Raw genomic sequence first — 26,325 nt, 5'->3', positions numbered from 1 at the left:
CCCTGCCAACGAAAGGAGTATCCCATGCAGATCGGCAGCTTCACCCGCACCCGCCACGGCTATGAGGGCCGCATCCATACGCTGACGCTCGACGCGCCGCTCTGCCTCGTGCCGGCCGACCGCCAAGACGGCGAGAACATGCCTGACTGGCGCGTCCATCTCGGCGACAGCGAGGACGGGCCGGAAGTCGGCGCGGGCTGGAATGAGACCGGCGAGCGCGCCGGCGAATATGTCTCGCTGCGCCTCGACGATCCCGCCCTCGTGCAGCCGATCCGCGCCGCCCTGTTCCAGAACGACGGCGACCAATCCTCCTGGTCGCTGCGGTGGAACCGTCCGCAGAAGCGCCGCGAGCAGGACTGAGGCCGTGCGTTCCACCGTCAGCACCGCGGTGATCGCCGTTGTTCCGGTCATCCCTTTGTTCGCGGGAAAGGCGTCTCATCCCTTTGTCCCACTCGGTCGCAGGCCGGCCGGGGCCCGCAGCGAAGGTCCAGGGCGGCCCCCGGCCGGCGCTTCGCGCGCACCCTTGGCCGCAGCGAGCACGCTGGCAGGCTGGCGTCGGAGCGAGGGCGGATTGCCTGCTTGGTTTGCGATCCTGTTGCTGCTGTCGCCCGGCGCTGCGCCGGTCGCCGCGCTGGCGCAGGACGCGCCGGCCGAGCGGGCGAGGGCGAGTCATCCCTATGCCGCACACGTCGCCGACGCCGCGCGTCGTTTCGGCATCCCGGAGGCGTGGATATGGGCGGTCATGCGCGTCGAAAGCAACGGCGATGCCCGCGCGGTCTCGACCGCTAGCGCAAGGGGTCTGATGCAGATCATGCCCGCCACCTGGGCCGGTCTGCGCGCGCGTTACGGGCTCGGGTCCGATCCCTTCAATGTGCGCGACAACATCATGGCGGGCACGGCCTACTTGCGCGAACTGCACGATCGCTATGGCGACGTGACGGCGATGCTGGCGGCCTACAATGCCGGGCCGGGTCGCACCGACGAGCATCTCTCGCATGGCCGTCCGCTGCCCGCCGAGACGCGCGCCTATCTCGCAAAGCTGGCGTCGATCACTGGCGGTTCGCCCGACACCCAGCTTGCCGCCGCACCGCCGCCTGACCCGTTCGCCTGGCGTCGCGCCGCATTGTTCACGGCACGCTCGGGCGCGGTTTCGCAGGTGCAGTCGGACGCTGAACGTGGCGTCGCCGCCGTGTCGCCAGAGCATCCGCCTGCTGATCCTGCGGCTATCGCGGTGGCCGCCGTGTCGCCGCGTCAGGCCGGCCTGTTCGTCTCCCTTTCCGGCCGAGCCGCGCAATGAGCGGCTGCGGCGCCCTCTGGCGAATTGCCTCGCAGACTTTCGCAGCGCCGGAAGGGGTGAAGGTTCTGACTTTGCAGGGGAAGGAACGAGGGCAAGATAAAGGGCGGCAATGTGCGATGCCATTTTGCCCCGGTCGGAGCCTTGATACTCAAGGCTTTTGGCCACTGCTGCGCAATGTGCGCGCGAAACGCGCAATGTGCGGCGAGCGCCGAACACCAGCAAACATCACGGTTTTCCGCACATTGCGGAGCCTCGCGCCATGAGCGGCGACGACGATTTCCGCATTCGGCTAGGTCGCATCCGTTCGCGCGGCGGCCAGCGCGCGCTGCCTATCATCGCCCAGGCGCTCGTCGCCGCCCAGCGCGCCGGCGGCCATGTCTCGCGCCGGGGCCGGATCATCGCGCCCGGCCGCTCGACCTTCGGGCGGGGCCGGGTCGCCAGCCTGCGCGCCACCCATCGGCTCGGCCACCGATCGCGCCAAGTCATCGTCAAAGCCCGCGTCGTCCGGCATGGCGGCCGCGCCTCGCTTGCGGCCCACCTCAACTATTTGCAACGCGATGGCGTCACCCGCGACGGCGAGAAGGGCGTGTTGTTCGGCGCCGAGGCCGAGGGCCTGGACCGCAACGCGTTCGCGGCACGCTGCGAGAACGACCGGCACCATTTCCGCTTCATCGTCTCGCCCGAGGACGCGGAGCAGGTGCGCGACCTCAAGGGCTTCACCCGCGAACTGATGACGCGGATGGAAAAGGATCTCGGCACGCGCCTGAACTGGCGGGCCGTCGAGCACTGGAACACCGACAATCCCCACGTCCACATCATCGTGCGCGGCGTCGGCGAGGACGGGCAGAACCTCGTCATCTCGCGCGACTATATCGGCGAGGGATTGCGAGCGCAGGCGCGCGAGATCGTCACCCGCGAGCTGGGCCTGCGCAGCGACCTCGACATCCGGCAATCGCTGGAGCGTCAGGTCGAGGCGGAACGCTGGACCGAGATCGACCGCGATCTATCACGCACCCTGCAGCGGGATGGCGTAATCAACATGGCGCCCGAGCCGGGCGTTCGGCCGGACGGCGAACACACGCTGCGGATGGGACGGCTGCGCAAGCTGGAAGGTCTCGGCCTCGCCAGCGAGATCGCGCCCGGCCAGTGGACGCTGGCGGGCGATGCGCAGGCCGGCTTGCGCGAGCTGGCCGAGCGCGGCGACATCATCAAGCGGATGCACAAGGCGATGAGCGACCGCGGCATCGACCGGGGCGCCGCCAGCTACGTGCTCGACGCCGATCCCGCCCAGCCCGTCGTCGGCAGGCTGGTCGATCGCGGCCTGCATGACGAGCTGACCGGCGGCGGCTACGCGATCGTGGACGGCATCGACGGGCGCACCCACCACATCCGCTTTTCCGACATCGAGGCGACCGGCGATTGCAGGCCTGGCGCGATCGTCGAGCTGCGCCATTTCGAGGATCGTAAGGGCCGGCGGCGGGTGGCGCTGGCCGTGCGCTCGGACATGGACTTGTCGGCGCAGGTCCGCGCGCCGGGCGCCACCTGGCTCGACCGCCGCAACCTGTCGGGTGATGGCCGCGATCTTGGCGGCGGGTTCGGGACTGAGGTGCGCGCCGCGATGGAGGCGCGCGCCGAACATCTCGCCGACGAGCAGCTGGCGCGGCGGCAGGGGCAGCGGATCATCTTCGCCCGCAACTTGCTCGACACGCTCAAACGGCGCGAGCTGGACACGACCGCTAAGGACTTGTCGGCCGAGATCGGCCTGCGGCACACACCGTCCAAGGCCGGAGAGTATGTCGCCGGCACCGTGCGCCAGCGCCTGACGCTGGCCTCGGGCCGCTTCGCCATGATCGACAACGGCCTCGGCTTCCAGCTCGTGCCCTGGTCCCCCTCGCTCGACCGCCAGATCGGCAAGCACATCTCGGGCGTCATGCGCGGCGACGGCGGCGTGGACTGGTCGCTCGGGCGCGGCCGGGGGCTCGGCCTGTGAGCCGGCAAAGGAGATAGTTCATGTCCGCGACCAAGATTCTATGGGGCCAGGTCATCACCGTCTTTCTGATCGTGCTCGCCGCGGTCTGGGCGGCGACGCAGTGGACGGCCGCGGCGCTGGCCTATCAGCCGGAACTCGGCCCGCCCTGGTTCAGGCTCGGCGACTTGCCCGTCTATCCGCCGCCGGCCTTCTTTTGGTGGTGGTTTTCGTTCGACGCCTATGCGCCGGAGATATTCCAGACCGGCGCCTTCATCGCCGCCTCTGGCGGGTTCGCCGCGATCGTCGTCGCCATCGCTATGTCGGTATGGCGGGCACGCGAGCTGAAGAACGCCCAGACCTACGGCTCGGCGCGCTGGGCGGCGCGCAAGGAAGTCGGCGCAGCCGGGCTGCTCGGGCCGAACGGCGTCATGCTCGGGCGGCTCGGGCCCGACTATCTGCGGCATGATGGCCCCGAGCATGTGCTGTGCTTCGCGCCGACGCGATCAGGCAAGGGTGTCGGCCTGGTCGTGCCGACGCTGCTCACCTGGCCGGGCTCCGCCATCGTCCATGACATCAAAGGCGAGAACTGGCAGCTCACCGCCGGCTTCCGCGCACAGCACGCGCGCGTCCTGCTGTTCGATCCGACCAACGCCGCGTCGGCCGCCTACAACCCGCTGCTCGAAATCCGAAAGGGCGCCTGGGAAGTGCGCGACGTGCAGAATGTCGCCGATGTGCTGGTCGATCCCGAAGGGAGTTTGGAGAAGCGCAATCATTGGGAAAAAACCTCCCACGCGCTGCTGGTGGGCGCGATCCTCCATATCCTCTATGCGGGCGAGGACAAGACGCTGGCCGGTGTCGCCGCCTTCCTGTCGGACCCGCGCCAGCCCATCGAGTCCACGCTACATGCCATGATGACGACGCCGCACCTGGGCGAAGCCGGTGTGCATCCCGTCGTCGCCAGCGCTGCACGCGAGCTGCTGAACAAATCCGCCAACGAGCGATCCGGCGTGCTGTCCACCGCCATGTCGTTCCTGGGCCTCTACCGCGATCCCGTCGTCGCGCAGGTCACGCGGACCTGCCAGTGGCGCATAAAGGATCTGGTCGAGGACGAGCGGCCGGCGACGCTCTACCTCGTCGTGCCGCCGTCCGACATCTCGCGCACCAAGCCGCTCATCCGCCTCATCCTCAACCAGATCGGACGGCGGTTGACGGAGGATTTGCAGGCGCGGCAATCGCGCCATCGCCTGCTCTTGATGCTCGACGAGTTTCCCGCGCTGGGGCGGCTCGACTTCTTCGAGAGCGCGCTGGCGTTCATGGCCGGCTACGGCATCCAGAGCTTCCTGATCGCGCAGAGCCTCAACCAGATCGAAAAGGCTTATGGGCCGAACAACGCGATCCTCGACAACTGCCATGTGCGGGTGTCGTTCGCCACCAATGACGAGCGCACCGCCAAGCGCATATCGGACGCGCTGGGCACCGCGACCGAGATGCGGGCGATGAAGAATTACGCCGGGCATCGCCTCTCGCCCTGGCTCGGGCATTTGATGGTGTCGCGCTCCGAGACCGCCCGCCAGCTCCTGACCCCCGGCGAAGTGATGCAGCTCCCGCCCGACGACGAGATCGTCATGGTCGCGGGCATCGCGCCGATCCGGGCGAAGAAGGTCCGCTACTATAAGGACCGGCGGTTCACCGAAAGGGTGCTACCGCCGCCGGGCGTGAAGGCCGGCGCTGGCAAGCCACGTCCCGACGACTGGAGCGGCTTGTCCCCGATCGCTGCGCCGCCGGAACCCGAACAGCCGCAGCAGGACCAGCCGCACGAGACCGCCGGCGAGGATGAGGACGCGGCGAATACGGGCCTGCGCCGCCAGCCCGACATGGAACGCCATATCGACGTTGCGCCCCCGCCCAAGCCTGCGCCCGCCAACGAGTTCGAGCTGGACGAAATCGAGGCCGACACCGACACCGACGCGGCGCGGCAGGCGGCGGTGCGTCGCCAGATGCAGGGGCTCGCACAGAGGGCGTCGCTCGATCCCGGCGACGGCATCGAGCTATGAGCACCAAGACGCCGTTCTCGGTCTATCTCGACCCCGAGCTGATGAACGCGCTCGCGGCCTATGCCGACCGGCGCGGCAAATCCCGCTCCCTGGTCGCCGAGGCCGCCATCGCCTCATTCCTGTCGCCTGACGCCGACGAGCAGCGCGAAGCAGCCATCGCCAAGCGGCTCGACCGGCTGGACCGGCGCACGACCCGGCTGGAGCGTGATGTGGGGATCGGTGTCGAGATGATTGCGCTGTTCGTGCGCTTCTGGCTGTCGAACACGCCGCCGCCGCCCGAAGCGGAGCGGGCCGCCATGCGCCGCCAGGGCGGTGATCGCTACGACGCTTTCATGGAGGCGTTGGGCCGTCGACTCGCGAAAGGTCCGAGAGTCCGGCAGGAGATCAGCGAAGACTTGCCGCCTCAAGAAGAATGAGCCGCCTACGCCGCTCCCTGTCTTTCTTCGCCAGACTACGACGTCCGCATTTACTTGTTGAATCCTGGCCTTTGCTGTCTCTCTTGATGTGCCCCTGACGCCGGGCGGCGGTACGCCCGGCCCATTTCAGGGGCCTTCACTTGACCGTCCAACCGATCCGTTCCGAGGCCAGGACACGCGGCGCGCGGATGCTGCGCACGGCGCTGGGACCGTCGATCGCGGGCTGGCTCGACGATCCCGCCGTCATCGAGGTGATGCTGAACCCCGATGGTCGGCTGTGGGTCGATCGGCTTGGCAAAGGCATCAGCGACACCGGCATGACGCTAACCGCCGCGGATGGCGAGCGCATCGTGCGCCTGGTCGCGCATCATGTCGGCGTCGAGGTTCATGCTCGCAGTCCCCGTGTCTCGGCGGAGCTGCCCGAGGGGGGCGAGCGGTTCGAGGGATTGCTGCCGCCTGTTGTCGCGGCCCCGGCCTTCGCGATCCGCAAGCCCGCCGTCGCCGTCTTCACGCTCGGAGACTATGCGGCGGCCGGGATCATGTCGCCGGCTGCGGCCGAGGCGTTGCGGCACGGTGTCGAATCCCGCGCGAACATCCTCGTCGCGGGCGGCACCGGCAGCGGCAAGACCACGCTGGTCAACGCGCTGCTCGCCGAGGTCGCCAAGACCACCGACCGCATCGTCCTGATCGAGGACACGCGCGAGCTACAATGCGCCGCGCCCAACCTGGTCGCCATGCGCACGAAGGATGGCGTCGTCTTGCTGTCAGATCTCGTTCGGTCATCGCTGCGCTTGCGGCCCGACCGCATCCCCATCGGCGAGGTGCGTGGCGCCGAGGCGCTGGACCTCCTCAAAGCGTGGGGCACCGGACATCCGGGCGGCATCGGCACGATCCACGCCGGGACCGCGCTCGGGGCGCTGCGCCGTATGGAGCAGCTCATTCAGGAGGCCGTTGTGACGGTCCCGCGCGCGCTGCTGGGCGAGACCATCGACCTCATCGCCGTGCTGGTCCGCGACGGACACGGCCGCCGGCTCTCCGAGCTGGCCCGCGTCGAAGGGCTCGACCCGGCCACCGGCGACTACCGCCTCACGCCGCTTTCCACCACCCAACCGGGAGACCTGCCATGATCCATGCCTTTCGGCATGGCGCACGCCGCGCCATGCTTGCCGCCACTACGAGCGTCGTCGCGCTAACCTTCGCCGTTCCGGCCCATGCGGGCGGATCGTCGATGCCGTGGGAAGCCCCGCTCCAGTCGATCCTCGAAAGCATCGAGGGCCCGGTCGCCAAGATCATAGCGGTGCTGATTATTATCATCACCGGACTGACGCTCGCCTTCGGCGACACGTCGGGCGGCGCGCGGAAGCTTATTCAGATCGTGTTCGGCCTGTCGATCGCGTTCGCCGCGTCGAGCTTCTTCCTGTCGTTCTTCTCGTTTGGCGGCGGGGCGCTGGTCTGATGGACACAGCCGAGCCGATCGCGGGCTTTTATGCCCCCGTCCACCGGGCGCTGACCGAGCCGATCCTGCTCGGCGGCGCCCCACGCGCGCTCGCCATCGTCAACGGCACGCTGGCGGGCGCGATTGGCCTCGGCCTGCGCCTCTGGATCGCCGGCCTCGTCATCTGGGTGATCGGCCATGCGCTGTCCGTCTGGGCCGTGCGCCGCGATCCGCAATTCGTGGACGTGGCCCGCCGCCACCTCCGTTATCCGAGCTGGATGCAGCCATGATGAGCTTGCGCGAATACCGCAGCAAAGCCGCCCACCTGGCCGACTTCCTGCCTTGGGCAGCGCTGATCGCCGAGGGCGTCGTCCTCAACAAGGACGGCTCGTTCCAGCGCACGGCCCGTTTCCGCGGCCCCGATCTCGACAGCGCCACGCCCGCCGAGTTGGTCGCCACCACGGCGCGGCTCAACAATTCGCTGCGCCGCCTGGGCTCGGGCTGGGCGATCTTCGTCGAGGCGCAGCGCACGCCGGCGCGCGACTACCCGGACTCGGAGTTTCCCGATCCGGTGTCGGCGCTGGTCGATATGGAGCGGCTCGAACAGTTCCGCGAGGAAGGCGCGCATTTCGAGAGCGCCTATTATCTGACGCTGCTGTGGATGCCGCCGGCCGAGGACGCCGCGCGGGCCGAAGCCTGGCTCTACGAGGGCCGCGCGAATACGGGCGTCGATCCGTGGGAGCTGCTCAAGGGCTTCAGCGACCGCAGCGACCGGGTGCTCAACCTGGTCGAAGGCTTCGTGCCCGAGGTCCGCTGGCTCGATGACGCCGAGACCCTGACCTATCTGCACAGCACGATCTCGACCCGGCGGCAGCGCGTGCGCGTGCCGGAAACCCCGATGCACTTGGACGCGCTGCTCGCCGACGAACCGTTAACCGGCGGGCTGGAGCCCCGCCTGGGCGACCATCATCTGCGCACGCTGACCATCATCGGCTTTCCGAGCGTCACCTTTCCCGGCCTGCTCGACGAGCTGAACCGGCTGGCGTTCGAGTATCGCTGGTCCACCCGCGCGATCATGCTCGACAAGACTGACGCGACCAGGCTGCTCACCCGCATCCGTCGCGAGTGGTTCGCCAAGCGCAAGTCCGTCGCAGCGATCCTCAAGGAAGTGATGACCAACGAGGCGAGCACGCTGCTCGACAGCGACGCCTCGAACAAGGCCGCCGACGCCGACACCGCCCTGCAGGAGCTGGGCGCCGACTATGCGGGGATGGCCTATGTCACCGCGACGGTGACGGTGTGGGATCGCGATCCCGCCATCGCGGCCGAGAAGTTGCGGCTGGTCGAGAAGATCATCCAGGGCCGCGACTTCACCGTCATTCCCGAGGGGATGAACGCGATCGAGGCATGGCTGGGAAGCCTACCCGGCCACACCTACGCCAATGTCCGCCAACCCCCGGTCTCCACCGTCAATCTCGCCCACCTGATCCCCCTGTCAGCGGTATGGGCGGGGCCGGAACGGGACGAGCATTTCGGTGCGCCCCCCTTGCTCCACGGCAAGACCGAAGGCTCGACCCCGTTCCGGTTTTCCCTTCATGTCGGCGACGTCGGCCACACGCTGATCGTCGGCCCGACCGGCGCGGGCAAGTCCGTGCTGCTCGCCCTGATGGCGATGCAGTTCCGCCGCTACGAAGGCGCACAGGTCTTCGCCTTCGATTTCGGCGGAAGCATCCGCGCCGCCGCGATCGGCATGGGCGGCGACTGGCAGGACTTGGGCGGGATGCTTGCCGACGAGGCGGGCGATGGCGTGCAGCTCCAGCCGCTCGCCCATATCGACGATCCCGCCGAACGCGCCTGGGCCGCCGAATGGCTGGCGGCGATCTTCGCGTCCGAAGGCGTCGCGGTCGATCCCCAGGCCAAGGAGCATATCTGGTCGGCCCTGGGTTCACTGGCGTCGGCGCCCATGTCGGAGCGCACCCTGACGGGCCTGGCCGTGCTGCTCCAGTCGCAGCAGCTCAAGCAGGCGCTCGCGTCCTATTGCATCGGCGGGCCGTGGGGCCGGTTGCTCGACGCCGAGGCCGAGCGGCTGGGCGCAGCCGATGTGCAAGTGTTCGAGACCGAGGGCCTGGTCGGCGCCGGATCGGCCGCGGCCGTGCTGTCCTATCTGTTCCACCGGGTCGAAGGCCGGCTGGACGGACGCCCCACGCTCATTATCATCGACGAGGGCTGGCTTGTCCTCGACAGCCCGGACTTCGCCGCCCAGCTCCGCGAGTGGCTGAAGACGCTGCGCAAGAAGAACGCCAGCGTCGTGTTCGCGACACAGAGCCTCGCCGACATCGAGACCAGCAGTATCGCGCCGGCCATCATCGAGAGCTGCCCGACGCGCATCTTCCTGCCCAACGAGCGCGCGGCCGAGCCGCAGATCGCGGCGATCTACGAGCGGTTCGGACTCAACGACCGCCAGATCGAAATCCTCAGCCGGGCGACGCCCAAGCGCGATTATTACTGCCAGTCGCGGCGCGGCAACCGGCTGTTCGAGCTGGGGCTGGGCGAGGTCGCGCTGGCCTTCACCGCCGCCTCGGCCAAGGCCGACCAGCTCGCCATCGCCGAGATCATCGAAACCTACGGGACATCCGCCTTCGCCGCTGAATGGCTGCGGCATCGCGGCTGCGCCTGGGCCGTCGAGCTGCTGCCCGAACCTGTGTCCGACCGCCAGCCCGAACTCCCTCTCACGCCTGACATGGAGATTTCCTCATGAAACTGCCGCCCGCCCGCCGCGCCCTCGTGGCCAGCGTCCTCGCCGCCTTGGCCATCGCGCCGACCATCGCACCCGTGCCCGCGCACGCGCAGTTCGGGGGCATCGTCTATGACCCCACCAACTATGCGCAGAACGTGCTGACGGCCGCCCGGTCGCTCCAACAGATCAACAACCAGATCCAGCAAATCCAGAACCAGGCGACCGGCCTCATCAACCAAGCGCGCAACCTGGCCTCGCTGCCGTTCAGCTCGCTCCAGCAGTTGCAGCAGCAGGTGCAGCGCACCCAGCAGCTTCTCGGCGAAGCGCAGCGCATCGCCTACGATGTGCAAAATGTCCAGGAGGCGTTCACCGATCGCTACAAGGGCGCGGCGCTGACCGGCGATCACGCGCGGATGGTCTCCAACGCCAACGCGCGCTGGGAGGATAGCGTCGGGGCGTTCGAGGACGCCATGCGCGTTCAGGCCGGTGTCGTCGGCAATATCGACGGCGCGCGCACGACGATGGACGGGCTTGTCTCGGCCAGCCAGTCGGCGACCGGCGCGCTCCAGGCGACCCAGGCCGGCAACCAGCTTCTCGCCCTGCAATCGCAGCAGCTCGCGGACCTGACCGCCGCAGTCGCGGCACAGGGCCGTGCCCAGGCGCTGCAATCCGCCCGTCAGGCCGCCGAAGAGGCCGAGGGGCGCGAGCGGTTCCGCCGCTTCATGGGCAACTGAGGCTCGTCCATGTCGCGCACAGCGAAGATCGCGGGCATTGCGGCGCTGGCCGGCATGATGATGACGGTGGCGATCGTCGCCGTCACCCATGACCGTGCGCCCGTGGCCCTGACGCCCTTTGCCGTGCGCGCACCCGAGGGGCAGGACAGGCTCGCCCGCGAGCTTGACCGCTGCGCCACGCTGACCATGCCGGACAGCGGCTGCGAGGCGGCGTGGGCCGCAAACCGCCGCCGCTTCTTCCGCCAGGACGACGTTGCCCCGGCCGCAGAGCACGACGGCGACGCGTCGCCGTCCGAAGAAGGCTTCGCGCCATGAACGACACCGGCGTCATCGACACCTTCCTGGGCGTTTTCCAAAGCTACATCGACAGCGGTTTCGGGCTGCTCGGCGGCGAGGTCGCGTTCCTCTCGACCACGCTGATCGCGATCGACGTGACGCTGGCCGGCCTGTTCTGGGCCTGGGGCGCGGACGAGGACGTGCTTCAGCGCCTCGTCAAGAAGACGCTCTATATCGGCACCTTCGCCTTCATCATCGGCAACTTCTCGACCCTGGCCACCATCGTCTTCGAGAGCTTCGCGGGCCTCGGCCTCCAAGCCAGCGGCGGCGCGATGTCGATCACCGATTTCATGAAGCCCGGCATGATCGCCGCGAAGGGGTTGGAAGCGGGCAAGCCGCTGATGGACGCGGCGGGCCAATTTTCCAACCTGTGGGCCGTGTTCTCGAACCTGGCGCTGATCCTCGTGCTGCTGCTCGCCTGGGTGATCGTGGTGCTCGCCTTCTTCATCATCGCGGTGCAGGTCTTCATCACGTTGATCGAGTTCAAGCTGGTGACACTGGCCGGCTTCGTCCTGTTGCCCTTCGCCTTCTTCAACAAGACCGCATTCATGGCCGAGCGCGTGCTGGGCCATGTCGTCTCGACCGGCATCAAGGTGCTGGTCCTCGCCGTCATCACCGGCATCGGCACCACGCTGTTCAGCCAGTTCACCGGCGCGAACCTCGGTGTCGCGCCCGACATCAATCAGGTCATGGCCATCGCGCTCGCCGCGTTGTCGCTGCTGGGCCTCGCGATTTTTGGCCCCGGCATCGCCAACGGCATCGTCTCGGGCGGCCCGCAGCTCGGCGCGGGCGCGGCGGCCGGCACCGCGCTCGCGGCAGCGGGCGCCTTGGTCGGCGGCGCAGCCGCAGCACGGCTCGGCGTGGGAGCGGTTGGTTCCGCCGCCGGCGCGGCCGCCCGGATGACCGGCGCCACCGCGCGGGGTGGCGCTCAGATGGCAGGCGGAGCGACCAGCGCCTACAGCCTCGGCTCCCTGGGCAAGAGCGGCGCGGGCGCAGTCGCGGGCGGTATGTCCGCGGTCGGCCAGGCGGCGGCGGGAAGCGCGGCGAACGCAGTCCTCTCCCCCTTGCGCAAGGCGGCCGCCAAGGGCGGCGAGGCGATGAAGGCCAATTTCCGCGCGGGCGTCCGCGCCGGCTTCACCGCCAGCGGCGGCACGATCACCGGCGGGCCCGCGCCCGCCGCCGCGACCGCCGGAGCGGCGACCACTTCCTCTGCCGCCGGCGCCTCGGGTGCGCCCGCTTGGGCGGCGGCGATGAAACACCGCCAGTCGATGACCCACGGCGCGACCGTCCTCGCCCACACCATGAAGGCGGGCGACAGCCACGGTGGCGGCGGTGGTCCCGACATCAAAGAGAAGGACTGACCCATGTTCCGACGCCCCACCATCCGCTACGGCCAGACCGCCGAACCCGTCACGCCCTACCAGCGCGCCGCGCAGGTCTGGGATGACCGCATCGGCTCGGCGCGCGTGCAGGCGAAGAACTGGCGGCTCGCCTTCTTCGGTGCGCTGGCGCTTTCGGGCGGCCTCACCGGCGGCATCATCTGGCAGTCGGCGCGCGGCCATATCGTGCCCTGGGTGGTGCAAGTCGATCGGTTGGGCGAGGCGCAAGCGGTCGCGCCGGCCGACGCCGGCTACCGCCCGACCGACCCGCAGATCGCGTTCCATCTCGCCCGCTTCATCGAGCAGGTCCGCGCGATCCCCGCCGATCCGGTGATCGTCCGCCAGAACTGGCTACGCGCCTACGACTTCACGACTGATCGCGGGGCGATGGCGCTCAACGACTATGCGCGCAGCAACGACCCTTTCACGCAGGTCGGCAAGGTGCAGGTCGCGGTGGATGTATCCAGCGTCATCCGGGCCTCGCCCGACAGCTTCCGCGTCGCCTGGACCGAGCGCCGTTATCAGGACGGCAGCCTCGCGGCCACCGAACGCTGGTCCGCGATCCTCACCATCGTCGTGCAGCCGCCGCGCACGCCCGACGCGCTGCGCAAGAATCCGCTCGGCGTCTTCGTCAACGCCCTCAACTGGTCAAAGGAGCTGTCGCAATGACGCACACGCCTTTCCGTCGCTCCGCCTCGGCGGTCCTGCTGGTCTCCGCCACCGCGCTCGCCGGCTGCGCCACCACCTCGGTGAAGCCGCCCGCCATCACCTATGACGATCCGCCGGTGGAGATCGCGGCGACGCCCGCTGCAGAGCCCTCGCGTGTAGTCGAGGTCGTGACGATCCCCGAGCCGCTGCCGCTTCCCGGCCAGTTGAAGCCGGTGGTGCAAAGCGCATCACCGCCGGAGCCGGCCGATCCGCGCAGCCGCGTCGGCGCGGCGAACGCCGCCGCCCGCGTGCAGCCGGTGCGCGACGGCTTCCTCAACGCCATCCAGCAATATCCCTGGACCGACGGCGCGCTCTATCAGGTCTATGCCGCGCCCGGCCAGGTGACGGACATCGCCTTACAGGAGGGCGAACAGCTTGTGGGCGCCGGGCCGGTCGCGGCCGGTGACACCGTGCGCTGGATCATCGGCGACACGGTGAGCGGCAGCGGCGCCACGGCCCGCGTGCATATCCTCGTGAAGCCAACGCGGTCCGACCTCGCCACCAACCTCGTCATCAACACCGACCGTCGCACCTATCATCTGGAGCTGCGCGCCACGGCCGCGACCTACATGGCGTCGGTCTCGTGGACCTATCCGCACGACGCCCTGATCGCCTTGCAGGTGCGCAACGCCGCCGCCGCATCCGCCGCCCCGGCGGCGACCGGCGTGAACGTGGCGGCGCTCAATTTCCGCTACCGGATCGAAGGCGACCGCGCGCCGTGGAGGCCTGTCCGCGCCTTCGACGATTCCGTCCAGGTGTTCATCGAGTTTCCCGCCGGGATCTCGCAGGGCGAGATGCCGCCGCTGTTCGTGACCGGCGCGGCCGGCGACGCCGAGCTGGTCAACTACCGCGTCCATGGCCGCTACATGGTGGTGGACCGGCTGTTCGCCGCCGCCGAGTTGCGCCTGGGCGACAAGCGCAGCGAGCAGCGTGTCCGCATCGTGCGCGACGATGGACGGGGGCGGCGGCCGTGAGCGATCCCGTGGAACCGGCCGCGCCGCAGCCGCCGCGCTCCGATCCGCAAGCCTTTCAGCTTCGCGGCGACCCGCCCCGTGTCATGCGCCTGTCGAGAAAGGCATTGGCCGTTATCGGCGTCGCCGCCGGCCTCGGCATCGGCGGCTCGCTGATCTATGCGCTCAAGCCGGCAGGCCAGAAGGAAGCGAAGGAACTCTACAGCACCGAGAGCCGCGCCACGGCCGAGACGATTACGTCGGGGCCGAAGGATTACGGCCAGGCGCCGCGGCTCGGTCCTCCGCTTCCCGGCGATCTCGGCGGCCCGATCGCCTCCGCCCAGCAGCGCGGGGAGCATGTGCCGGTCCCGCCGGTCGGCGCGCAGTCCGATCCCCGCGTTCAAGCCCAGGAAGCGGCCCGCCAGCGCGCCCAACAGGAACGCGACGCCGCCCGCATGAGCGGCGTGTTCCTTGGCGGCGGGACCGCAGGGGCGGGCGCGGCCATGCCGCAGATCGCGGTTGTGCCGGAAGCGCCTGCCGCCACGCCACCCGCCGAGACGGCGCAGGGCGACCAGGCCGCCAAGCGCGCCTTCATGGCCCAGGCGTCCAGCCAGCGCACGGTGAGCGTCGAGCGGCTTACGGCTCCGGCATCGCCCAACATCGTGCAGGCCGGCAGCATCATCTCGGCCGCGCTCATCACCGGCATCCGTTCCGACCTGCCCGGCCAGATCACCGCCCAGGTGACGGCTAATGTCTATGACAGCCCCACGGGCCGCATCCTCCTCATCCCGCAGGGCGCGCGCCTGATCGGCGAATATGACAGCGAGATCGCCGCCGGGCAGACCCGCGTGCTGCTGGCCTGGGATCGGCTGATATTGCCGGACGGCCCCTCGATCGTTCTCGAGCGCCAGCCCGGCGCCGACGCGGCCGGGTTCGCCGGCTTGCAGGATCGCGTGAACCAGCATTGGGGCAATCTGCTCAAGGCTGCCGCCATCTCGACACTCCTCGGCGTTGGCACAGAGCTGGGCGCGGACGAGGACGACGACCTCACCCGCGCGCTGCGCCGCGGCTCGCAGGACACCATCAACCAGACCGGCCAGCAGATCGTGCGGCGGCAATTGAACGTGCAGCCGACGCTCACCATTCGGCCGGGCCATCCGTTGCGGGTCGTTCTGACCCGCGACCTGGTGCTCGAACCTGTTGGAGCGACACGATGACGAAGTTGAAGCTGGGGCCGCTGGCCGACGACAGGCCGGTGAAGCTCACCGTGGAGCTGCCGGCGCCGATCCACCGCGATCTTGTCGCCTATGCCGCCGCGCTCGCGGGCGAGACCGGGGGACCGCCGGTTCCGCCTGAAAAGCTGGTCGCGCCGATGCTGGCCCGGTTCATGGAAACCGACCGGGCCTTTCGCCGGCATCGCGCGCAGGGGAATTGATGGGCCGCGCGGTCCTCAGTTGCCCATGAACTTCTTGAAGCGCGCTCGGCCTTCCGCCTCGGTAACAGCGGCCTGGGCATTCGCGCATTCCTCGCCGCGCGCCGAATCATCCGCGCATTGCGCCACGACTTGCCGCGCCTCATCCAGATGCGCCGCGAAATACTGTGTTCCGCGCGCCTCGGCCGAAGGTGCGGTCGGGACGGTGCCGACCGCCGTCTGACTGACGGGGCTGATGACCGGGCGCAGCACGAACCCCGCGCCGAACCCGATGATGAGCGTGACCAGCACGATGATGAGTGTCTTGCCTTGCGTCATGACGGCTCCTTTCCTGGTTGCTGATGCGAGGACGGCCGCGCAGGGATCGGCGGCAACGAATAGCGCGTGGCCACGAAATCGAGGAACCGGCGCAGCACTGCGTTCTCATTGTCCTCGCGCCAATAGCCGGAAAAGCCGATCCGCATGTGCCCGTTGGTTTCGTGGATCTCGCGGAAGACCACTCCCGGCACCTGAATGCCGAGCGCTGATTCCGCAACGATCGAAATGTGTCCGCCAAGCGCGATGGCGCTCAGCACCGTGTCACGGCCGATGTCGTCCATGTCGATCTCCGGCGTGTAGCCGGGCATCCCGAGCTTGCCCAAGAGCATGTTGCGCGTCTCCGGGCCGGGATCTCGCTCAGTCAACAGGAAGCGTGCGCCGGTCAGGTCGCTCCAGTGGATACGGTCGCGTGCGGCAAGCGAGTGGCCTTCCGGTATCGCCACCAATATGCGTTCACTCCAGAAGGAGCGGCTCATCAGCCCCGGATAAGGTGTGTCGCCAATCATGATCGCGATATCGAGCAGACTGTTTTCGATTCCTGCAAGGAGCAAGTCGCGGTCGCGCTCGAATCCGCGCACTTTCACATCGGGATAGCGTTCGCCGAACTCGCTCAAGGTGGCGCGCAGATTTCCGGCCGAGAAGGACGTGTAGAACCCCACGGCCAGCTTGCCGATTTCGCCGTTCTTTGTAGCACTGACCCAAGCGTTCAGCTCCTCAAACTCCCTCACGATACGCTGGGCCGTCCGCAGATAAGTCTTGCCGTTCGGCGTCAAGGTCGCGCCGCGCGTTCTGCGGTCGAACAGCATCATACCAAGGCGCTTCTCGACTTCGAGGACGTGCCGGCTGAGGGTGGCCTGCTTAATATTCATACTGCGCGCCGCGCGACTGAAGCTGCCCGCCTCGGCCGCCGCAATCAAGTAGCGAAGCTGGCGCAATTCAATCACCGGCTCGCTCACATGATACGAAGGGGGCCGAGATATATCGGAAATACATTGATGATGATTGATCACGCCGGTTTGGGCGTGATTTGGCTCAGCGTAGAACAGCTATTGGTGATTAACGAAGTTATCCACCAGTGCGTTGAACTCGTCGGGACGTTCCCATTGTGCCCAGTGGCCGCATTTGGAGAAGATGTGCATGTCGGCATTGGGGATGAGCTTGCGCAGGATGAACCCGGCGTCGAGCGGTAGGACGCGATCTTCGGCGCCCCAGACGATGAGGGTCGGGCTTGCGAGCCTTTCGAGCCCCTGTTTCCAGAGATGGTCCTTGGGGTGCGCCATCAAGGTGCGCAGGGGCGGATTGGCGACCGTCTCGGGCAGCGAGGCGATCCTGAGGCGTTCCTCCAGCAACTCCGATGTGATCGATGAGCGGTCGTAAACCAGCAGGTCGGTGACCCGCGCGAGCTTTTCGAGCGTCGGTCCCTCCCCGCCATAGAAGTCGAGCATGCGCTGCAACCCTTCTGTCGGGAACGGCGACAAGGTCGGCAGACCGCCACCCGGCCCCATCAGGATCAGCTTGTCGACCCGCTCGGGGGTGTCGAGCGCCAAGCGCAGGGACGTCATGCCGCCCAGCGAGTTACCCACCAGGCTGGCAGTTTCTATGCCGGCATGGTCCATGACATCGCGCACCGAATTGGCGAGCGCGACGATGAGGCCGTCAGGCTGAGCGCGCGGCGCGGACTGGCCATAACCTGGCAGGTCAAGGACGATGACCCGGTTGCGCCGCGAGAGCGGGCCGATATTCTTTCGATAATTGCTGTAGCCATAGGCGCCCGGACCACCGCCGTGGATCAGGATGATGGCCGGTCCTTCGCCCCAGCTATCCCAGCTATGGTAGTGGACGCGGCCATCGGCGGCATCGGCGAACCGGCTTTCGGGCGCCAGGGTATCGGTCATTATCGTCTCCAGATGTAATGGGGTATGAAGGTGAGGTTCGCCGGGACCGCCCTCAGGCTGCCGGTTCGGCAAGCATTTGGCCGTATCTGTCGCGGATCGCCTTCTTGTCGATCTTGCCAGTGGCTGTGAGCGGGACTGTGTCGATGATGATGCGGTCGGGCATCCACCATTTGACGATGCGAGGTTCCAGCCAACTGCGCATCGCCGCGTCCGACACCGATCCTTCTTCCAGGGGTTCGACGAGCATGATCGGGCGTTCCTCCCATTTGGGATGATGCACCCCGGCCACGGCAGCCACCTTCACGCCTGGACACCCGGCCGCGATATTTTCCAGATCGATCGAGCTGATCCATTCGCCGCCCGATTTGATCACGTCTTTCTTGCGGTCGGTGATCCGCATGAAGCCGAACCGGTCGATGGTGGAGATGTCGCCGGTGTCGAACCAGCCTTCGCTATCGGTTGCCGAAGCTTCGGTGCGATAATAGCGCTCCAGCACCCAGGGTCCGCGCACCATCAAGGCACCCGATGCTTCGCCGTCATGCGGCAGGTTATTGCCGTCCTCATCGACGATCTTCATCGCGATACCGAACATCATCCGGCCTTGCCGGGTCCAGATGGTTTCGTTCTCCTCGTCCTTGCCCAACGCGGCCAGCGCGGGCGTGGGCGTGGAGACGACGCCGAGCGGGCTGGTCTCGGTCATGCCCCAGATCTGCTGCACCACGACGCCGAGCTTGTCGAACGCCACCGCCATGTCGCGCGGCACGGCCGAACCGCCAATGATCACCCGTTGCAGGCTGCCCGGCGTCTCGCCGGTTCGCGCCAGATGATCGAGATACAGCGTCCAGATCGTCGGCACGCCGCCCGAGAAGGTGACGCCTTCGCTCGTTATGAGTTGCTGCAGGCTGGCGCCGTCGAACCTGTCGCAGGGGAAGACGAACTTCACACCGTTGATCGCACCCGCAAAGGGCAGACCCCAGGCGGTCGCGTGATAGAGCGACTGGCACGGCATGACCACGTCGAAGGCGGAGAAGTTGAGCGCGCCGCTCAGGCCCGCCGCCAGCCCGTGCAGCACGACCGAACGATGCGAATAGAGCACCCCCTTGGGATCGCCCGTCGTGCCCGACGTGTAGCACAGGAACGCGCCCGCATTCTCGTCGAACCGCGGCCAGTCAAAGTCTCCGGCCTCATTGGCGATCAGGCGCTCATAACAGCCCCAGCCGTCGATCGCGCGATCGGGGTCGCTCAGCAGGACGTAATGCTCGACCGTCTCCAGCCGGTCCCGGATCCGGTCGACGATCTCGACCATGTTGCGATCGAGCAGCAACACCTTGCTGCCCGCATGGTTGATGGTGAAGACGAGATGGTCGTCGGGCAGGCGCGGATTGGCGGTATGCAGCACCGCCCCCATACCCGGCACCGCGAAGAACAGCTCGAAATGCCGGTGCGTGTTCCACGCCAGCGAACTTACCCGGTCGCCAGGCGCCACGCCTCGCCGGACAAGCGCCTGCGCCGCCTGCGTCGCGCGCTTCCAGGCCCGCGCATAATCATAGCGCCATATCGGCTCATCCACATTCTTCGACACGATCTCCCGGCCGCCATGCGCCGCGGCCGCAAAACGCAGGACGTCGGCAATATTCAGTTGAGCATTCTGCATCAAGCCCGGCAGCACGTCTTTCTCCTCGATCATTTAGACGGGCTGGAACTCGTGACCCCATTCGCTGATGCGATCGTGGATCACCGGCTCCCAGCTCTCCTCGTCATCGATCCTGAGGCCGCCATGGCCTATTTCCATCATGAATTTGGAAGGCGTGTGCGCGTAGAAGGACACGATCCGGTCGTTGGAATGCTGACCCAGTGTCAGTCCGATAGCGATCCCGGCGGCCTGCACGCGTTCATACGCCCTCTCGACATCCTCCATATTATTCATTTCCAACTCGAAATGATGGAGTTTGCTCTCTCCTCCCAGCCCCTCGGCGAAGGCGATCGAATGATGGCGCGGGCTGGTGTGCAGGAACGAGGCATGCATCGTGCTGCCATCGGGCAGCGGCTGGTAGATATAGTCAGAAAGCTGCGCGAACAGCGCCTCGCGCATGAACTTCTCGTCGCCCTTGTGATCGGTTGAGTTGAAGGCGGCATGACCGAGCCCCTGATCACCAGTCAAGAAACCGTGCGGGACCTTGTTCGAAACAAAAGGGAATTCCGCATCTTCCAGGCCCAGCGCGATCTCGTGCCGAGCTCCGACGGGTCCGACAAATTGGAAATACCGCTCCACGCCCCGCAACCGGGCGGACGCGTCGTCGCCATCCCGCATCGCAATACCAAGGCTGTCGAGATGCGAGCGCAGATGATCGAAGTTCTCCTGGCTCCCCGCGTCCCAGCCGACCCAGGCGATGTCGTCCGCAGGTCCGTTCACAAAGTGAAAGCGCCGGGCCTTCTCGTCGATCCGGTAGAACAGCCCATCGCCCGACCGCTCGACGCCAACACCGATCAACCCCGCATAACGCTCCCACGCATCCAGATCCGATACCTCAAAGCCAAAATAGGCAGTCCTGATTATCATCTGCATTTCCTTTCACGAGCATCATCGGCAATATTCGCATCGGCGCCGTCCTGCGGCGTCTGGGCGAAAGCCGGCGCGTAGCCAAGGCCGAACGAAGATAACACGAGCGCAATCGAACACAGCGAAACTTGTTGCGACCTGCCTATAACTTTCCTCATCCGAACATCCCCTCGCTTGTTTATTCGCCCAGCCCTTGATGCACTAGGCAGTGCTTGTATTGCGCCCTCCTATGCAAAGGATGTGCCAAGTTGCGCCGCGAGCCGTAACGGCCGGACACTCAAAATCAACCCATTGAGATTAAACAACAAATTTTGAGAGAAATGGGTGCGATGCTGAACGCGATCATCGATTGTTTCGTGTGTCTCGGTTCTCTCGAGCTGCTTTCACGGAAAGCCATGTTTTTTGGGGCCAGCGTCAATCGACAAACAGGAAATGATCCATCATATTTGACGCGCTCATCAGCTACATTGACACATTCGGCCCTACGATCTACCACGATAACTATGTAACAATGCTCGGTGTCGCGGCGCTCCGCCCGCGAGAAGGCGACAAGCTGGATCGCGGCGACCGCATCGAAAATAACTAAGCAGGTGCCAGGAGAGGGCTATTGGCGACCGTCCAGTGTAGCGCGACGATTACGGAGTCCGGTCGGCGTCAATTATGATGGCCGATAGGTGGCCGCGCCGGTTGGTGAATTCTGGCTACCATTTGCTGTTGCGGGGAGCAACCGTCGAGCGACAATTACGACGCTGGGTAATTGTCGCTGACGCTGGCCGGAAGCGAGGGTCTGAAGCGCATGGGATGGTTGGCATGTAATTGCCGCTGGCGACAATTACCCGTTGCCTCAGCAAGGGTGCTCCCGAGCGCGAAGCCAGCGACAATTATGATGGCCGGTCCGGGGCGCCATTCGGCGGGTCGTAATCGCCGGCGTTGATACGGGCGACGGCGGAACGTTTGCGGTAGCTTTCGCCGTTCATCTCGATGATGGTCGAGTGGTGCACGAGGCGGTCGATCGCGGCGACAGTCATAGCGGGATCAGGGAAGACGTTGTCCCATGCCGAAAATGGCTGGTTGGCGGTAATGGCGAGCGAGTGGCGTTCGTAGCGGTGGGCGATGAGCTCGAACAAGGCGCTGGTCTCGACCTGGTCCTTGCGGACGTAGGACAGATCGTCGAGCACGATGAGATCGAACTTGTCGAGCTTGTCGAGCATGGCGGGCAGGCTGAGGTCGCGGCGCGCGGACTGGAGCTTCTGGACCATGTCGGTGGTGGAGCAGAACAGGACGCGCCGCCCCGTGTCGATGAGGGCATGGCCAATGGCGGCAACTGCGTGCGTCTTGCCGGTCCCGCTCTGGCCGAACAGCAGCAGGTTGCCGCCGTTCTCGATCCAGTCGTCACCGGCGGCGAGGGACAAGAGGTGCGGTTTGCGGATGCCGGGGGCGGCGTCGAAATCGAAGGTGGCGAAGGTCTTGCCTGCGGGCAAGCCGGACTGGTCGCGATGGCGCTGGATGCGCCGGGAGGAGCGATCAGCCATCTCGATCTCGAGAAGCGAGGCCAGCAGGTTGGCGGCCGGCCAGCCATCGCGATCGGCGGTGTCGGTGAGGCGCTTCCAGTTGCGGTTGATGCTCGGCAGGCGCAAGGCCTTCAGCAGGGTAGGCAGTACGGCGGCGGCCTGATCCTTGGTGCGGGTCATCAGTGCACCTCCCCGCTGGCGATCAAGCTGTTGTAGCTGTGCAGATCGGGTGGCGGGATAGCGACATCGCGCTGCGATCTTGCGGTTGGCAGGAACTCGTCCCTGAGCGCATCGACATCGGGCAAGCGCCCGCTGTCGAGAGCCTCATCGATCCGCCGGGCCAGCACGTCGACACAGTCGCCCCTGGCGGCGATATCGAGCAGCGCGACGGCATCGCGGCAGGCCTGCCGTCCATCGAGTTGGGCATCGAAGGCTTGCCAGGCCCGCCGGTAGGCGTGATCGGGGAACAGGGCTTCGCGGTAGACGAGGTTGCGCAGTGCACCGGGCTTGCGGCGCAGGTTACCGATCATGTGCCGGAAATCGATGCTATGCCCCCGGTGGGGATGACTGATCCGCACACGCGGCGTGGACATTACCCTGTCCGGACCGAGGAAGAGCTCGATGCGATCGTCAAAGAGATGCGCGTTGAGGCGCCGTCCGACGAGGCGGGAAGGCACCGAATAGGTAACCCGATCGATGGCGACGGTGCCGTTGCGGGTGACATCGACGGTGACCATGGCGAAATCGGTGGTTCGCCTTGCGGGCAGCGCCTTGAGTACCCTGCGTTCTGCATCGATGCGCGCAGCATGCCGCCGGTTCTGTCTGGCGACCTGCGCCTCAACGAACTCGCGCCAGGCCTCGATGCTGACGAAATCGCGGCTTCCCCGCCGGCGTAAGGCCTGATCGAGCCGTCGCTTGAGATGGGCATGCGGACCTTCGATCGATCCGTTCTCGTGCGCCTCGCCGCGGTTGTTGCGGGTAGCGAGCATGCCGTAATGACGGCACAGCTCGTCATAGCTTCGGGTAAAATCCCGCTGCGCATCGGCGTCGAGGTTTTTGTAGGCGGCTGACAGGGAATCGCTGCGGTGTTCGGCCGGCGCGCCGCCCAGCTTCCACAAGGCATCCTGCAGGTGCTCCGAAAGGGCGGCAAAGCTCTCCCCGCCCAGCACGACAGCCGCATGCTCCCAGCCACTCGCCGCCAAGCGGAAGTGGTAAAGGCGATAGGCTAGGGTCTCGCCGGCAACGGTGACCTTGAGACTGTCGCATACCGTGAAATCCGACAGGCCCTGCCGACCGGGCTCATGATGCTGCGGGAAGAAGATCTCCTTCTCGCCGCCGTGCAGTGCCCGCCAGCGGGCGATCCGGCGTTCAAGTGTTCGTCGTATCGCATCGGGAACAGCATCCTCGCCGAACTCGTCCTGGAGCGTCTCGAAGACCGTGACGGCAATGATACCGTCGATCTGGAGCAACTCCTCGACGCGTGGCCAGAATGGCTCGAGCGGATCGGCGCGGGTGCGCCAGTGGCGCTCCTTCTTCTTCTGGGACGGAAGCTGCGGATCGTTCTCGATCCGGCGTGCGCTGCGCTCGCTGATACCGGCCTTGGCAGCCGCGACGGCCTGGGTGTGTTGGCGACGATGGGTCATGAAGAGAAATACCTGCTGATCGGAAATGTGGTGGCCCGGCATCGCAAACCCATCGCTCGTTGTTCGATGAGTGTTCCGATACCACCGCCCGCCACAGCCCCGATCAGCCCCCCAAAAGAAGGGGAAAAAGATCGCCATCGGTTGTCTGGTCCGCTCTCCGGTCAGGGCTACGCCCCTCCCTACGATCAGCCCAGACAACCGATCCTACCGGCCATCATAGTTGCCGCTCAACCGGCCATCGTAGTTGTCGCCACGCAGTCCAGAATAAGGATACTTTTCAGGATCGCGGCCACATAATGCTGGCCGGCGAAACCGGCGCGAGCCGGATCAACGGCCACCGGATTACCGACCTCCTTCAACGCCTGATGTTCGATCCGGCGCGTGGACGGATTTGGTTCGACGACCGGCGCATGATCCTCCTGCAGGCGAAATTCCTCGGCGTGCTCAGGTCCGAACTGATCGATACGGTGGGGCTTGAACTGACCAAGGGCCTGCTGGCCCGGATCGGCTATCTCTCGGGAGAAGATGACGGGCAAATGGCCCGCAAGCTAAGCGACAGCAATACCGGCGTTATCGAAGCCATTGCGACGGGAATGCAGTTCCATTCGATCGAAGGGATCGTGACCGTCGAACTAGTCAAGCTGGAGATCAGCGAGGAAGATGAACATTTCTACGGCGAGTTCCTGTGGCGCGACTGCGCCGAGGAAGAGATGCACACGACAACCTACGGCAAGTCGCAGGAGCCCACATGCTGGATGCAGGCAGGATATGCGTCGGGCTATTTGAGCGCCTTTACCGGGAAGTCGATCTTGGCGCGCGAGGTCGAATGCCGCTCAATGGGTTTCCCTGTCTGCCGCGTGGTCTGCAAGCGCGCGGACGATTGGGAAGTGCTGGCAGGTGAGGACCATCACTGCGGGACCGGCCACGACAATCTGCGCCATTCCGGGTCCGTCCGCGCTGGAGATTCGCCGCCGTCGGGCGCTTCAGCGGATGAGGGCGAAGGCGAGGTGGGGGGGGCGCCGGAGAGCCCGGTAGGCGACTCCCCCGCGTTCAGAATGGTGATGCGCAGGATTGCGAGAGCGGCTCCGACGCGAGCCACGGTGTTCCTGCAAGGCGAAAGCGGCGTCGGCAAAAGCATGTTCGCCCGCGAGCTTCACCGGATGGGTCATCCCAAGTCGCCGTTCGTTGAGCTCAATTGCGCCGCGATTCCAGACCAACTCCTCGAATCCGAACTGTTCGGGGCCGAGAAGGGCGCCTTTACCGGCGCCACTGAATCGCGCAAGGGGCGCTTCGAGGCTGCAGATGGGGGCACAATCTTCCTCGATGAAGTCGGACTCCTCTCTCCGGGCTCGCAGGGAAAGCTGCTTCGCGTCCTCCAAACCGGCGAACTGGAACGGCTGGGAAGCAACAAGACGGTAAGGGTGGACGTCCGCGTGATCGCGGCGACCAACGAGGATCTCACCGAGGCCGTGAGGACGCGGGGATTTCGCGAAGATCTCTACTACCGATTGAACGTCATCCCAATCATGGTACCGCCCTTGCGCGACCGTAAGGACGACATCCCCATCCTGGTCAGGCGGTTCCTTCAGAAATTTGCGGAGAAGCACGGACGGAGCATCCCGGGGATATCCACGCGGGCGCTTCATGCATTGATCAGCTATCCTTGGCCCGGCAACATTAGGGAACTTGAGAACGTGCTTGAGCGTGGCGTCGTCCTCGCCGATGCGCATTGTCCGATCGATATCGAGCATCTCTTCACGCTCGACAGCGCCTTCAGCGAGTCCAGCCTGCTTGGGTTGAATCAGTTCGGCCGGATTGTGCTGAATGCCGGCGGTGCCATGCCAGAAGGCGACGCTACGGGCGCCCTAGCCGACAACGGCTCGATCGCTTCGATTGCCGAAAATGCAGTGGTCAATCAAGGCCTGGGCCTGTTCGAGATCGAAGACGCCGTGGTCCGTGCGACTCTCAAGGCCACCGACGGCAATGTGTCGCACGCCGCACGCTTGCTCAAGATTTCGCGTGGGCAGCTCGATCATCGGATTAAGCGGCTGGACGGCAAGCAATGATCGCAATGGAGGTTTTGTGACGGAGAGGTCTACCGCTACGATGAGGCGTTCGACCCGGACGCGGCTGATGACGCGCCAGAAACTTATCGACGCGACACGACGCATCATGATGAACCGGAATCCCGAGGCAGCCACTATCGCCGATATCACCGAGGAAGCTGATGTAGGCTTCGGCAGTTTCTATAATCACTTCAGCTCGAAGCAGGACATACTCGACGCCATCTACGACAGCTGCAGCGCGGATTTCGTTGCTGTCGCGCGCGACATGATCTCCGATGAATCGGACGTCACCCGGAATATTTCATATCTCCTGCGGCTCGTGCTGTGTCGATCGCGGGCGGATCACCTGTGGGCGCGATGCATGGCAAAAGAGCTGGTGGCGAGTGACACTTACAGCTCCGACTTTTCCAGGCTCTTCAGGACGCAGTTCTCGGTTGGCAAGCAGTTGGGCCAGATCCATTTCCTCAATGTGGAGCGGGCCTTGAGAATGGTGTTTGCCTGCCTGCATGGCGCGATCCAGGACATTCTCGCTCATAGCCGGGATCAGTCCTTCGAGGACGAGTGCATTGAGTTGTCCCTGCGCATAATCGGCATCTCGGTGATGCAGGCGGAAGTTCTGGCCAGCACGCCGCTGCCTAATCAGTTTGCTTTGGTTGCAAATGAACAATCTTGCCAAAACTCGAGCGGCATGACCGACGATCAAGGGGGTATCCGTCTCTAGCAGCCGCCACCGCGATCAGCCTCCGCGTGCGCGCAGGATTTCGCTAAAAGGTGTCAAGTTAACGGTGTGTCGAACGCCGCGTTGTATTACGGTTTCCCACCTCTTTAGTGGCTCAAGACACCGCCGCGAATGAAGCCGAAATGCCGCTTCGACTTGCGCCGAAG

25 protein-coding genes are annotated in these 26,325 nt (G+C 66.0%); 18 read left to right on the top strand and 7 right to left on the bottom strand.

Annotation, left to right across the window (positions count from 1 at the left end; translation table 11 throughout):
- The first annotated feature begins 24 nt into the window (after positions 1 to 24).
- From HUK72_RS13920 to HUK72_RS13845, 16 genes are all read left to right on the top strand, one after another.
- On the top strand, positions 25 to 360 hold the full coding sequence (locus HUK72_RS13920) for a DUF736 domain-containing protein (protein WP_176592445.1): 336 nt from the start codon (positions 25 to 27) through the stop codon (positions 358 to 360).
- A gap of 211 nt (positions 361 to 571) precedes the next feature.
- Positions 572 to 1,297: a lytic transglycosylase domain-containing protein gene (locus HUK72_RS13915; protein WP_230187804.1), complete on the top strand. Its 726-nt coding sequence runs from the start codon at positions 572 to 574 to the stop codon at positions 1,295 to 1,297.
- A 259-nt stretch (positions 1,298 to 1,556) separates the two neighbouring features.
- Entirely contained in the window at positions 1,557 to 3,287 is a 1,731-nt protein-coding gene (locus HUK72_RS13910) for a VirD2 family relaxase/mobilization nuclease (protein ID WP_176597270.1), read from the top strand.
- Between the two features lie 20 nt (positions 3,288 to 3,307).
- Entirely contained in the window at positions 3,308 to 5,320 is a 2,013-nt protein-coding gene (locus tag HUK72_RS13905; protein WP_176597269.1) for a conjugal transfer protein TraG, read from the top strand.
- Positions 5,317 to 5,736 (top strand): CopG family ribbon-helix-helix protein, encoded by a 420-nt coding sequence (locus tag HUK72_RS13900; protein WP_176592442.1) that lies wholly within the window; start codon positions 5,317 to 5,319, stop codon positions 5,734 to 5,736. Before HUK72_RS13905 ends, HUK72_RS13900 begins: the two co-directional genes overlap by 4 nt.
- Before the next feature lie 140 nt (positions 5,737 to 5,876).
- On the top strand, positions 5,877 to 6,863 hold the full coding sequence (gene trbB, locus HUK72_RS13895) for a P-type conjugative transfer ATPase TrbB (protein WP_176597268.1): 987 nt from the start codon (positions 5,877 to 5,879) through the stop codon (positions 6,861 to 6,863).
- Positions 6,864 to 6,895: 32 nt separating this feature from the next.
- Positions 6,896 to 7,192 carry a TrbC/VirB2 family protein gene (locus tag HUK72_RS13890; protein WP_230188009.1) on the top strand — a complete coding sequence of 99 codons (297 nt, stop codon included), beginning with the start codon at positions 6,896 to 6,898 and terminating at the stop codon, positions 7,190 to 7,192.
- Positions 7,192 to 7,461, top strand: coding sequence for a VirB3 family type IV secretion system protein (locus tag HUK72_RS13885; RefSeq protein WP_176597267.1), 270 nt, complete (start codon positions 7,192 to 7,194; stop codon positions 7,459 to 7,461). The genes HUK72_RS13890 and HUK72_RS13885 overlap by 1 nt, the downstream gene beginning before the upstream one ends.
- Positions 7,458 to 9,929, top strand: a complete 2,472-nt coding sequence (trbE, locus tag HUK72_RS13880) for a conjugal transfer protein TrbE (protein WP_176592438.1) — start codon at positions 7,458 to 7,460, stop codon at positions 9,927 to 9,929. The genes HUK72_RS13885 and trbE overlap by 4 nt, the downstream gene beginning before the upstream one ends.
- Positions 9,926 to 10,642, top strand: coding sequence for a P-type conjugative transfer protein TrbJ (trbJ, locus tag HUK72_RS13875; RefSeq protein ID WP_176597266.1), 717 nt, complete (start codon positions 9,926 to 9,928; stop codon positions 10,640 to 10,642). The genes trbE and trbJ overlap by 4 nt, the downstream gene beginning before the upstream one ends.
- 9 nt (positions 10,643 to 10,651) lie before the next feature.
- Positions 10,652 to 10,957 (top strand): putative entry exclusion protein TrbK-alt, encoded by a 306-nt coding sequence (trbK-alt, locus tag HUK72_RS13870; protein ID WP_176597265.1) that lies wholly within the window; start codon positions 10,652 to 10,654, stop codon positions 10,955 to 10,957.
- Positions 10,954 to 12,339, top strand: coding sequence for a P-type conjugative transfer protein TrbL (gene trbL, locus HUK72_RS13865; RefSeq protein ID WP_176597264.1), 1,386 nt, complete (start codon positions 10,954 to 10,956; stop codon positions 12,337 to 12,339). Before trbK-alt ends, trbL begins: the two co-directional genes overlap by 4 nt.
- A 3-nt stretch (positions 12,340 to 12,342) precedes the next feature.
- Positions 12,343 to 13,026 (top strand): conjugal transfer protein TrbF, encoded by a 684-nt coding sequence (gene trbF, locus HUK72_RS13860; RefSeq protein WP_176597263.1) that lies wholly within the window; start codon positions 12,343 to 12,345, stop codon positions 13,024 to 13,026.
- Entirely contained in the window at positions 13,023 to 14,039 is a 1,017-nt protein-coding gene (gene trbG / locus HUK72_RS13855) for a P-type conjugative transfer protein TrbG (protein ID WP_176597262.1), read from the top strand. Before trbF ends, trbG begins: the two co-directional genes overlap by 4 nt.
- Complete coding sequence (locus tag HUK72_RS13850) at positions 14,036 to 15,232, top strand: TrbI/VirB10 family protein (RefSeq protein ID WP_176597261.1); 1,197 nt, start codon at positions 14,036 to 14,038, stop codon at positions 15,230 to 15,232. The genes trbG and HUK72_RS13850 overlap by 4 nt, the downstream gene beginning before the upstream one ends.
- On the top strand, positions 15,229 to 15,450 hold the full coding sequence (locus tag HUK72_RS13845) for a DUF2274 domain-containing protein (RefSeq protein WP_176592431.1): 222 nt from the start codon (positions 15,229 to 15,231) through the stop codon (positions 15,448 to 15,450). The genes HUK72_RS13850 and HUK72_RS13845 overlap by 4 nt, the downstream gene beginning before the upstream one ends.
- Before the next feature lie 15 nt (positions 15,451 to 15,465).
- On the opposite strand, the gene HUK72_RS13840 is transcribed toward HUK72_RS13845, so the two are convergent.
- The 7 genes from HUK72_RS13840 to istA form a co-directional block, all read right to left on the bottom strand.
- Positions 15,466 to 15,765, bottom strand: a complete 300-nt coding sequence (locus HUK72_RS13840; RefSeq protein WP_176592430.1) for a hypothetical protein — start codon at positions 15,763 to 15,765, stop codon at positions 15,466 to 15,468.
- Positions 15,762 to 16,709: a LysR family transcriptional regulator gene (locus HUK72_RS13835; protein WP_176597858.1), complete on the bottom strand. Its 948-nt coding sequence runs from the start codon at positions 16,707 to 16,709 to the stop codon at positions 15,762 to 15,764. Before HUK72_RS13835 ends, HUK72_RS13840 begins: the two co-directional genes overlap by 4 nt.
- A 102-nt stretch (positions 16,710 to 16,811) precedes the next feature.
- Positions 16,812 to 17,660: an alpha/beta fold hydrolase gene (locus tag HUK72_RS13830; RefSeq protein ID WP_176592428.1), complete on the bottom strand. Its 849-nt coding sequence runs from the start codon at positions 17,658 to 17,660 to the stop codon at positions 16,812 to 16,814.
- A 52-nt stretch (positions 17,661 to 17,712) separates the two neighbouring features.
- Positions 17,713 to 19,347 (bottom strand): long-chain fatty acid--CoA ligase, encoded by a 1,635-nt coding sequence (locus HUK72_RS13825; RefSeq protein WP_218035974.1) that lies wholly within the window; start codon positions 19,345 to 19,347, stop codon positions 17,713 to 17,715.
- Positions 19,348 to 20,220, bottom strand: coding sequence for a VOC family protein (locus HUK72_RS13820; protein WP_176597258.1), 873 nt, complete (start codon positions 20,218 to 20,220; stop codon positions 19,348 to 19,350).
- 881 nt (positions 20,221 to 21,101) lie between these two features.
- On the bottom strand, positions 21,102 to 21,911 hold the full coding sequence (istB, locus tag HUK72_RS13815) for an IS21-like element helper ATPase IstB (protein ID WP_007686496.1): 810 nt from the start codon (positions 21,909 to 21,911) through the stop codon (positions 21,102 to 21,104).
- Positions 21,911 to 23,374 carry an IS21 family transposase gene (istA, locus tag HUK72_RS13810; RefSeq protein ID WP_176597857.1) on the bottom strand — a complete coding sequence of 488 codons (1,464 nt, stop codon included), beginning with the start codon at positions 23,372 to 23,374 and terminating at the stop codon, positions 21,911 to 21,913. The genes istB and istA overlap by 1 nt, the downstream gene beginning before the upstream one ends.
- A 296-nt stretch (positions 23,375 to 23,670) precedes the next feature.
- Between istA and HUK72_RS13805 the strand changes: the two genes are divergently transcribed.
- Both HUK72_RS13805 and HUK72_RS13800 read left to right on the top strand, forming a co-directional pair.
- The gene (locus tag HUK72_RS13805) at positions 23,671 to 25,440 is read left to right on the top strand and encodes a sigma-54-dependent Fis family transcriptional regulator (RefSeq protein WP_176597260.1); all 1,770 of its coding nucleotides are present in this window, start codon (positions 23,671 to 23,673) and stop codon (positions 25,438 to 25,440) included.
- Positions 25,441 to 25,507: 67 nt separating this feature from the next.
- A complete protein-coding gene (locus HUK72_RS13800; protein WP_176592423.1) occupies positions 25,508 to 26,161 on the top strand; it encodes a TetR/AcrR family transcriptional regulator in 654 nt (217 codons plus the stop codon).
- The last annotated feature ends 164 nt before the right edge of the window (positions 26,162 to 26,325 follow it).

The organism is Sphingobium sp. 15-1 (genome assembly GCF_013375535.1).
Taxonomy (GTDB): Bacteria; Pseudomonadota; Alphaproteobacteria; order Sphingomonadales; family Sphingomonadaceae; genus Sphingobium; species Sphingobium aromaticivastans.
The sequence above is the reverse complement of the archived record's forward strand: the minus strand, read 5'-3'. Positions and strand labels throughout refer to the sequence as shown.